At 74.6% G+C, this 8,507-nt stretch carries 11 protein-coding genes; all 11 read right to left on the reverse strand.

Annotation, left to right across the window (positions count from 1 at the left end; translation table 11 throughout):
- Positions 1-64: 64 nt before the first annotated feature.
- Positions 65-841, reverse strand: a complete 777-nt coding sequence (locus MOX02_RS28395) for a DUF1223 domain-containing protein (protein ID WP_238179873.1) — start codon at positions 839-841, stop codon at positions 65-67.
- A 4-nt stretch (positions 842-845) separates the two neighbouring features.
- Positions 846-1,895 (reverse strand): lipid A biosynthesis lauroyl acyltransferase, encoded by a 1,050-nt coding sequence (locus tag MOX02_RS28400; RefSeq protein ID WP_147029137.1) that lies wholly within the window; start codon positions 1,893-1,895, stop codon positions 846-848.
- 85 nt (positions 1,896-1,980) lie between these two features.
- Positions 1,981-3,003, reverse strand: coding sequence for a zinc-binding dehydrogenase (locus tag MOX02_RS28405; RefSeq protein WP_147029146.1), 1,023 nt, complete (start codon positions 3,001-3,003; stop codon positions 1,981-1,983).
- On the reverse strand, positions 3,003-3,398 hold the full coding sequence (locus tag MOX02_RS28410) for a type II toxin-antitoxin system PemK/MazF family toxin (RefSeq protein WP_147029138.1): 396 nt from the start codon (positions 3,396-3,398) through the stop codon (positions 3,003-3,005). Before MOX02_RS28410 ends, MOX02_RS28405 begins: the two co-directional genes overlap by 1 nt.
- Entirely contained in the window at positions 3,385-3,738 is a 354-nt protein-coding gene (locus tag MOX02_RS28415; RefSeq protein WP_147029139.1) for a hypothetical protein, read from the reverse strand. The genes MOX02_RS28410 and MOX02_RS28415 overlap by 14 nt, the downstream gene beginning before the upstream one ends.
- Before the next feature lie 53 nt (positions 3,739-3,791).
- Positions 3,792-4,076, reverse strand: a complete 285-nt coding sequence (locus MOX02_RS28420; RefSeq protein ID WP_147029140.1) for an SH3 domain-containing protein — start codon at positions 4,074-4,076, stop codon at positions 3,792-3,794.
- A gap of 8 nt (positions 4,077-4,084) precedes the next feature.
- The gene (locus MOX02_RS28425) at positions 4,085-4,876 is read right to left on the reverse strand and encodes an SDR family NAD(P)-dependent oxidoreductase (RefSeq protein WP_147029141.1); all 792 of its coding nucleotides are present in this window, start codon (positions 4,874-4,876) and stop codon (positions 4,085-4,087) included.
- Positions 4,873-6,156 (reverse strand): beta-ketoacyl-ACP synthase, encoded by a 1,284-nt coding sequence (locus MOX02_RS28430; RefSeq protein WP_147029142.1) that lies wholly within the window; start codon positions 6,154-6,156, stop codon positions 4,873-4,875. Before MOX02_RS28430 ends, MOX02_RS28425 begins: the two co-directional genes overlap by 4 nt.
- A gap of 69 nt (positions 6,157-6,225) precedes the next feature.
- Complete coding sequence (locus MOX02_RS28435) at positions 6,226-7,362, reverse strand: beta-ketoacyl-ACP synthase (protein ID WP_147029147.1); 1,137 nt, start codon at positions 7,360-7,362, stop codon at positions 6,226-6,228.
- A gap of 44 nt (positions 7,363-7,406) precedes the next feature.
- Complete coding sequence (locus MOX02_RS28440; protein ID WP_147029143.1) at positions 7,407-7,883, reverse strand: 3-hydroxyacyl-ACP dehydratase FabZ family protein; 477 nt, start codon at positions 7,881-7,883, stop codon at positions 7,407-7,409.
- A gap of 52 nt (positions 7,884-7,935) precedes the next feature.
- Positions 7,936-8,247, reverse strand: coding sequence for an acyl carrier protein (locus MOX02_RS28445; protein ID WP_147029144.1), 312 nt, complete (start codon positions 8,245-8,247; stop codon positions 7,936-7,938).
- Positions 8,248-8,507 lie beyond the last annotated feature (260 nt).

Below are 8,507 nucleotides of genomic sequence, written 5' to 3' on the forward strand. Positions count from 1 at the left end.
GCTCGATCCTGCGACGTCGAGCGTTCGAGGCGCCAGTCTGCGAGACGGGCCCCGCGTGCGGGCTCTACAGGCCCGGACCCTTCGCCGCGCCCCAGATCCGGCCGGGCCGGCCGCCGAGCGCCCCCTGGACGAGGATCGCATAGGTGTCGGCCTCGCCGACCCGCGCGGCCGAGCGCGGCGCCTCGAAGCGGACCGCCTGCCCCGTCCAGGCGCCGAGCCGGTAGAGGCCCCGCGCCACGTTGACGTAGGCCGCGACCCGGCCCTTGGTCTCGCCGCGCTCCACCGTGACGGCGCGGCTGCGCAGGAGCGGCACCAGCCAGACGTCGGCGCGCCCCGGAGGGTTCGGGTCCGCGTCGACCTCGACCACGATCCGGTCGCCCTGCTCCTCGCTGCGCACCGGCACGCGCAGGCCGGTGCCGGCCCGCGCCTCCTGGACGATCCGCTCGATGCCGGCGCGGTTGTCCCCCGGCAGCGTCGCGCCGCCGTTGACCACCAGGGCGGGCGTGTAGACCCGGACCTCGCCGCGGCCGCTGGCGTAGCCGCGCTGCCGCTCGGTGAAGAGGCTGTGGCCGAGCGTGTCCTTCCAGCCGAGATAGTCCCAGTAGGTGACCGGGAAGGTCAGCGCCAGGATGCCGGGACGGCGGGCGAGGTCGCCGAGATAGTGCTCCGCCGGCGGGCACACGGCGCAACCTTGGCTGGTGTAGAGCTCCAGCACCGCGCGGAGCGGCTCGGCCGCCGCCGGCAGGCAGCCCGCGACGAGCGCCGGCAGCAGGCCGGCCAGGTACGCCGCGCCGCGCGCGCGCGTCAGGCGCCGCTGTCGCGGCGTGGTTGCATCCGACATCATCTCATGAGAGCGCGGGCGCGGAGGGCTGGGAAGTCACGTTGGCTTGAGCGGGCCCCTCGCCAGGGCGGGATTCGGTGGCCGGTCCCTCGGTGGCCGGCCCCTCGGCGGGCGGCACCCTGGGCTTCGGCAGCATGGCGGGCCGCCAGCGCCGGTGCATCCAGAGCCACTGTCCCGGCTCCTCGCGCACCCAGGCCTCGAGCACGCGCGTCATCGCCTGCATGGCGCCCTGGACGTCGATGGCGCCGCCCGCGTCCCGGGGCAGGTCGAGGGGCGGCGTCAGCTCCAGGCGGAAGCGCACCCCGTCCTTGCGCACCACGCGGACCCCGTGGACGGGGCAATCGTAGTGCCGGGCGAGCTTGGCGAGCAGCGGGTTCGCCAGGCAGGGCCGCCCGAAGAACTCCACCACCACGCCGCGGGTGAAGTGCTGGTCGATCAACTGCCCGAGATGGCCGCCCCGCTCCACCACGCCCTGCATGGCGAAGGCGGCGCCGGGCCCGGCCGCGGCGAGCCCGCCCATGGTGGCGCGGCGCACCTCCTGCACGAGGCGGGCGGCGGCCGGGTTGTTCGGCGGCCGGAACACCGCCGTGGTCTCCAGCCCGAACTTCTGCGCGCAGATCGCGGGCAGTTCCCAGTTCGCGAGGTGCGAGGCGAAGACGAGGCCGGGCCGGCCGTCGTCGCGCAGGGCGTAGAAATGGTCGATCCCCTCGACCTCCATGCGCTGCGTCGCGGGGTCGGCCGGGTCGTAGTCGAACAGGCGGTCGAGATGCGCGTACTCGGCGCCGGTGCGGCCGAGGTTCTCCCACGCCTGCAGGGCGATCGCCCGCAGCTCGGCCTCGCCGCGCTCGGGGAAGGCGGCGCGCAGGTTGGCGAGCGCCGTGCGGTGGGCCGGCAGCCAGGGGCCGACGAGGCGGAACAGCGCGGCCCCGGCGGCGCTCGCCCGCTCCGGCCCGAGGGCGCGGGCGAGCAGGAACAGCCCCCGGATCAGCGGGATCATGGCGAGCCCGGCCATCCGGGGCAGGTGGCGGTTCAGGATGAAGGCGAGGCGCAGCAACGGGTGTCTCGACGGGCGGGCGTCTCGGGGCGGACGCGCTCCGCTTAGAGGATTCTCGACTGCAAGTGGAGTGGCCCGCTCGGTCTCACAACGTCACGAGGATCTTGCCGAAGACCTTGCGCGACTCGAGCCGTTCCAGGCCCTGGCCGAACTCGGCGAGCGGGTAGACCGTGTCGATCACCGGCGCGATGCCGTCCGCCATCTTGGCGAGCGACTCCCGGATGTTGCGGATCGAGCATCCGAACGAGCCGGTGATGCGGTACTGCTGCTGGAAGAGCTGCATCAGGTTCATGGTGGTCGAGACGCCCGAGGTCGAGCCGCAGGTCACGAGCCGCCCCCCGCGCTTGAGGCAGAGCAGCGAGCCGTTCCAGGTGTCGGGCCCGACATGCTCGAACACCACGTCGACGCCCTTGCGCTTCGTCAGCCGCCGCACCTCGCCCTCGAAGCGCTCGGTCCGGTAGTTGATGACGTGGTCGGCCCCCAGCGCCGCGGCCTTCGCGCCCTTCTCGTCGTCGCCGACCGTGGTGTAGACCGTGCAGCCGATCGCCTTGGCCATCCGGATCGCGGCGGTGCCGATGCCGGAGCCGCCGGCGTGGACGAGGATGCTCTCGCCGGGCTCCAGGCGCGCGTTGTCGAACAGCATGTGCTGCACGGTGCCGAAGGCGATCGGCGCGCAGGCGGCCTCGGCGTGGCCGACGCCGGCCGGCACCTTCACGACGAGGCGGGCCGGCATGGTCACGAACTCGCGGGCGAAGCCGTCGATGTGGAAGCCCATCACGCCGCCGACCTCCTCGCAGAGGTTGTCGCGCCCCTCGCGGCAGGCCCGGCAGCGGCCGCAGGTCTGCGCGCCGTACATCACGACCGCGTCGCCCTCCGCGAAGCCCTCGATGCCGGGGCCGAGGGCGGCGATCTCGCCCGAGGCCTCGGCGCCGACCGTGAGCGGGAGCCTGCGCTTGGCGAAGGCCATGCCGCGGAAGCCCCAGACGTCGATGAAGTTGAGCCCCACCGCGCGCACCCGCACCCGCACCTCGCCGGGTCCGGGCGCGGGCGCGTCCTCGACCTCGGTGAGGCGCAGGTCGCGGTCGCCGAAGAGCTGGAGGGCTTGCATCATGGGTCTTCCGGTTGCGCGCGCGCCCCGGGATGGGCCGGCGCTGTCGCCTCGGGGGCTCCGTACAGGATCGCGTCGAGCCGCGCACGCACCGCGTGCCGTTCGGCCTCCGCGAGGGCGCCGATCCGCCGGCCGATCTGGCCGAAGCCGAGGGTGAACAGCTTCCAGCGGATCACGGAGGGGTGCTGCAGGCCCGCGGCCGCGAGGTCGGCGATGGCATGGTCGCTCGGCCACCGGCTGCCCGCGCCCGTGGTGATCATGGCGGCGATCAGGTGGCCGTGCGCGGCGTTGAAGGCGGCCGTCGAGAGGACGAGGATCGGCCGCGGCTTGCGCTGGGGGATGTCGACGAAGGGGAACAGGGCCGTCAGGACGTCGTAGCGGTCATAGCCCGTCATAGGCCGCCGCGTCCTCGGGGCTGTTCCACTCGCTCAGGGTCGCGGACAAGGACAGGAGGTAGGGATCGACGGCGCCCGCCTCCGGCTCGACCGTGATCATCGCGCCGCGCCGGGCCTGGAGCGCCTTCCAGAACTCCGCGAAGGCGGGGTCCGGCCGCACGCCCGCGGTCGGGCGCCCGTCGCGCCCGTCGCGCATCTTGCGGAAGCGCACCGGCCGCCCCTCGATGCGCAGGACGATGGCGTCGTCGGCCGGCAGGGCGCGGATCCGGCGGGCGAGGTCCGGATCGCCCTCGATGTGGCGGGCCCACAGCACGTCGTCCCGGATGATCATCGTCGCCATCGCGCGGCCTCCGCCCGATACCTACGCAGGTCCGGGCCCTCCTTCAACGGCCTTCACTCCGGCGCGAGGTAGCGCCGCCGCGCCCAGCCCACGGCGCGGCCGAACTTGACGCGGCACCACGTGGTGCGGCTCGGCGTGTCGTTGGTGCAGCCGAAGCCGAGGAGGCGCCGGCCGGCCGGGATCTCGCCAACGACCTCCGCCCCGGGGTCGGGCTCGGCGCGGATGCTCAGCGCCTCGCCGCGGGGCAGCCCGTCGACCCGGAACGGCTCCGGCTCGGCGCGCGCCGGCCCGGCGGCCAGCAGGGACGAGCCGAGGGCGAGGGCGAGGAGCGGACGCATCGTCGGTCTCAGGAGCGGTGGACGCCCATCATGGCGGTGAGGCCGCCGTCGACGGGCAGGACGGCCCCCGTGATATAGCCGGCGCCCTCCCCCATCAGGAAGGCCGCCAGTGCCGCAACCTCGGCGGGGCTCGCGAAGCGCCCGGCCGGGATCTGCCGCTCCATCCCCTCGCGGTGGGCGGCGTAGGGCGCCATCATGTCGGTGTCGATGAAGCCCGGCGCGATCACGTTGACGGTGACGCCGCGCCTGGCCGACTCGATGGCCAGCGTCCGGCAGTAGGAGATCAGCGCGCCCTTGGAGGCGGCGTAGGCCGCGTTGCCGGCATTGGCCCGGAGCGCCGCCACCGAGCCGATCGCCACGATGCGCCCCGCCCGCGCCCGGATCATGCCGCGCACCAGCGCCTTGGCGAGGCGCGTCAGCGACCAGAAGTTCACCTGCATGGCGGCCTCGGCCCGCTCCTGCGAGAGCATCGCGGCGAGCGCGTCGGCCGATTGCCCGGCATTGTGGACGAGCCCGTACCAGCTCTCGCCCTCGATCCGCTCGCAGAACGCGTCGAGGGCGGCCCGGTCCGAGAGGTCGAGGGCGTGGGCCGAGAGGCGCCGCTCGGGATGGGCCCGGCCGATCTCGTCGAGGAGTTCCTCGGCCCTGGCGGCCGACGAGCGGTAGGTGAAGTCGACGTCGTGGCCGGCCGCGGCGAGCGCGCGCACGATCGCGGCGCCGAGGCCCGAGGCACCCCCGGTGACGAGGACGCGGCGCGCGCTCGTCCCCGCGCCGGTCTCGGCGCTGGTCCCCGCGCTCATGCCGGCTCGGAGCCCAGCACGAGGCAGGTGTTCTGCCCGCCGAAGCCGAAGGAGTTCGACAGCACCCGCTCGACCCGGGCGTCGCGGGCCTGCGCCACCACGTCGAGGGGGATGGCGGGGTCGGGCACCGCGTAGTTGATGGTCGGCGGGATGCGCCCGTGCCGGATGGTCAGGAGCGAGACCGCCGCCTCGATGGCGCCCGCCGCCGTCAGCGTGTGGCCGATCATCGACTTGTTCGAGGAGATCGGCACCCTGCCCATGCGCTCGCCGAACACGGCCATCAGGCCGAGCGCCTCCATCTTGTCGTTCTCCGGCGTCGAGGTGCCGTGGGCGTTGATCGTGTCGATGCCCTCCGGCCCCACCTCGGAATCGTCGAGGGCGGCCCGGATCGCCGCGATGATCGGCGCCCCGTCCGGGCTGGAGCGGGTGCGGTGGAAGCCGTCGCCCTTCTCGCCGCAGCCGAGCACGTAGCCGAGGATCGTCGCGCCCCGCGCGCGGGCGGCCTCGGCATCCTCCAGCACCAGGGCGGCGGCGCCCTCGCCCATCACGAAGCCGTCCCGGTTCTTCGAGAAGGGCTTCGAGGCCGCCTCCGGCACCGCGTTCTGGGTCGAGAGGGCGGAGAGGAGCGAGAAGCGGATCAGCGATTCGGGGTTCACCGAGCCGTCCGTGCCGATGCAGAGCGCCGCCGTCATCTCGCCGCGGCGGATCGCCTCGACGCCGAGCTGGATCGCGGTGGCGCCCGACGAGCAGGCCGTCGAGAGCGAGATCGGCGAGCCCTTGGTGCCGAAGCGGTCGGCGATGCGGTCGGCCACGGTGCCGAAGATGAAGAGGTCGTGCCACGCGTCGAAGCGCCGGCTCGCCGCCGCCCGCTGCAGGCCCGCGTAGGTCACGGCGTCCGCCGAGCCCGCGGCCTCGGCCAGCGCCCGGCGCTGCGGCCACTCCATCTCGACGGGCGGCACCGCGATGAAGAGCGCGCCGGGGAAGTCGCCCGCCCGGCCGATCCCGGCCTGCGCGACCGCCTCCTCGGCGGCGGTCGCCGCGAAGCGCTCGGACAGGACCGGCGCCACCAGCGGGTCGGTGTCGAGGAAGTCGACGGTGCCGGCGATGGTGGTGCGCAGGCCCTCCGTGGGGAAGCGCGCGATGGCGTGGATGCCGGAGCGCCCGGCGGTGAGGGCCGCCCAGTTCTCTGCCTGCCCCTGCCCGAGGGAGGTGACGAGGCCGATGCCGGTGACGGCCACCAGCGGCCGGCCGCGCGCGTCGCGATTGCGGTGAGCTGTCATGAGGGTCGTCTTAAACCGAATTCCCCTGGGCCGCTGCCCCTATTCCCGCCCGATTCCCGTGGGTGGCGCTCAGGCGGCGCGCACCCGCACCACGCCCTCCCCGCGGCGGTGGCCGACCGCGGTCACCGCGACCTCGGGCAGGCCCCGCTCATGGACGAGGGCGGCCGCGAGCGCCGCGCCGAAGGGGGCGGCGACCTCGAGGCCGTGGCCGGCCACGTCGCCGAGCGCGGTGACGGGGGCGCCCGGCGCCAGCCTCTCCAGCGCGGCCCGCTCCTCGGCGGTGATCGGGGCGACGCCCGTCGCGCCCGAGATCACGGCGGCCGGCCCGGCGATCTCCGCCCGGCCCCAGAGGGCCGACAGGCTCGCCGCGACGCTGCCCGCCGCGCGCCGCGTGCGGTCGCTCGCCACCGGGCCGATCCGGGCGAGCGCGCGGGCGCCCCGCGCGGCGGCGGCCTCGGCCGCCTCCAGCACCAGGAAGGCCGCGCAGCTCCCGAGGATGAAGCCGTCCCCGCCCGCCCCGTCCCGCTCGAAGACGGGGCGGTAATCGGGCTTCCTCAGGAAGCCGCCCATCTCGTGGATCACCATCACGTCGGGCCGCTCGGCGCTGTAGGAGCCGCCGACGAGGATCGCGTCGATCTGGCCCGAGGCCACCCGCGCCTGCGCGATGCGCAGGGCGTCGACGCCCGCCGCCTCCTCGCCCATGAAGGTGCGGGAGGCCCCCGTGACGCCGTGCACGATGGCGATGTTGCCGGCGAGCAGGTTCGAGAGCTGGGCCAGGAACAGGGTCGGGCGCAGGTCGTTCTGCAGGCGCTCGTTGAGGTAGGCGCCGGGATCGGCGGCCTCGCGCAGGCCCGTCAGGATCGCGCCGTCGACCGCGTAGTCGCGCTCGCCGCCGCCCGCCGCCACGACGAGGTGGAGGTTCGCCTTGAAGGCCGCGTCGTCCTTGCACCCGGCCGCGTCGAGGGCGAGGCCCGCCGCGTAGACGCCGAGGCGCTGCCACGCCTCCATCTGGCGCTGGTCGGACTTCTTGGGGATCTGCCCGTCGAGGGCGAGGCTCGGCGCCGGGTGGACCGGGTAGGGCGCGAAGGTCTCCGCGTCCGTGCGCGGGACGGCGCCCCGCTCGAGCGCGTCGAGATGGGCGGAGACCCCCTCGCCCGCGCAGGAGACGAGGCCGAGCCCCGTGACGACGACCTCGCGCCCGCTCATGACCGCGCTCATGGCCGCGTCCTCGGCCGCGCTCTCGGCCGCGCTCATGATCCCTCTCCCGTCCCTGCCCCGAGCGGCAGGCCGATCCGCTCGGCCCGCTCGCGCATCGGCGCGTCGAGGCCCGGCGGGAACGGCATGGTGCGGAAGCGCAGCTCCGCGTCGGCGAGCGGCTTGCCCGCGTGGCGGATGGCGGCCTTGGTCACGGCGTAGCCCGAGCCGTCGTGGACGAGGCTCGCCTCGATCCGCAGCTCGGCGCCCGGCCCCACGAAGGCGCGGAAGCGCGCCTTGTCGACAGCCATCAGGAAGGGCATCTGCGCGAAGCCGAGATGGGCGAGGACGAGGTAGCCCGACGCCTGCGCCATCGTCTCGGTGAGGAGCACGCCCGGCACCAGCGGGTGGCCGGGGAAGTGCCCCTCGAAGACCGGGCTCGCGTCCGGCACGCGGGCCAGCGCCTCGATCCGGCCGGCCTCGCGGTCGAGGTGGAGGACGGAATCGATCATCTCGAAGTATTCGAGGCGCATGGTCGGCTGTGGGTCGGCGGCGGGGCGGGCGGCTCGGGTCGGGCCCGGCGGGTCAGGCCTTGGCGGCCTTCTCGGCCACCAGCGCGTCGATGCGGGCGCAGAGGTTCTTGAGGACGAAGTACTCCTCGGCCGGGACCTTGCCCTCGTTGACCTCCTGCGTCCAGCGCTCCAGCGGCAGCTTGATGCCGAACGCCTTGTCCACCGCGAAGGCGATGTCGAGGAAGGCCAGCGAATCGATGCCGAGATCGTCGATGGCGTGGCTCTCGGGAGTGATCTTGTCCCGCGGGATGTCGGCGGTGTCCGCGATGATGTCGGCAACCCGGTCGAAGGTGGCGCTCGTGGCGGTGGTGGGCTGGTCAGACATGCGTTCTCGCCGTGTTCCTGAAGTCGTCGCCGGGCGGACGGGCCGTCCGCGCCGGGCGCAGGAGACCCGGCGCCCCCCGGGACCGTGCGCGCGTCGGCCGACCGCCGCGGGCGGTCCTCACGTTGGCGGCGACCTCTACACGAGGGGTCCCGGCCCGGCAACCGTGCCGGTTCGGGGCCGCCTCTCCCGTCCGGAAGAGGGAGACGGCGCCCGATCGTTTCAGGTCGGCGCAGGTGGCGCGCCGGCACCCACCTCTCCCG

This window comes from Methylobacterium oxalidis (assembly GCF_007992195.1).
GTDB lineage: Bacteria > Pseudomonadota > Alphaproteobacteria > Rhizobiales > Beijerinckiaceae > Methylobacterium > Methylobacterium oxalidis.